Here is a 769-nt window from a genome sequence, read left to right on the forward strand (position 1 = left end):
AAAGTAAGCAAGCTTATTTTCCCGGCAAGAGCCGCGATGAAACGATCAGATCAGGACGGAACCCCATGCCTCCCCCAGAGTCTCCGGCCAATTCTTCCGCTGCAGGTGCCGGCGAGAATCCCGCCGGACAGAAACCCAGGCTGAGCCGGGACCTCGTCCTGTCCACCGCCCTGGCACTGGTGGACGCGGAAGGACTGGACGCGCTCACCATGCGCCGCCTGGGCCAGGAACTAGGCCGGGATCCGATGAGCCTCTACCGGTACGCCGCCAACCGCGCCGCGCTCCTGGACGGAGTGACGGAGCAGGTCCTGAAAGAGCTTCCCATCTCCCCGGACAACCCCGACTGGCAGGCACAGCTGCGCCAGATAGCCCACGACCTGCGCCTGCTCGCGCTGCGGCACCCGAACGTCGTGCCGTTGCTCGTCACCCGCCCGCTGTCGACGCCCCTGGGCCTGCGCCCGCTGGGCACGCTGCGCCCGCTCGAGCAGATCCTCTCGTTGCTGATCGACGCCGGCTTCACCCCCGGCGACGCACTGCACGTCTACCGGGCGTACTACGGCTTCCTGTACGGCCACATCCTCAATGAACTGCAGGAATTCATCGTGGACCCGGAGGAAAACGAAGCACTGCTCCGCCTTGGCCTGCACCGCCTGCCCGCGAAGGAATTCCCCCGCCTCCGCGCCCTTGGCCCGGTCCTCGCCGACTACGACGGCGCCGCCGAACTGGACCAAGGCATCAGCATCCTGCTCGCCGGACTCGCAGCACCCCT

At 67.1% G+C, this 769-nt stretch carries 1 protein-coding gene; it reads left to right on the plus strand.

Annotation, left to right across the window (positions count from 1 at the left end; all coding sequences use genetic code 11):
- Window positions 1-65 precede the first annotated feature (65 nt).
- The coding region (locus BMF89_RS21300; RefSeq protein WP_078109037.1) for a TetR/AcrR family transcriptional regulator C-terminal domain-containing protein at window positions 66-769 on the plus strand (704 nt) is incomplete at its 3' end.

The sequence above is a fragment of the Arthrobacter sp. SRS-W-1-2016 genome, assembly GCF_002009585.1.
In the GTDB taxonomy this organism is placed as follows: domain Bacteria; phylum Actinomycetota; class Actinomycetes; order Actinomycetales; family Micrococcaceae; genus Arthrobacter; species Arthrobacter bambusae_A.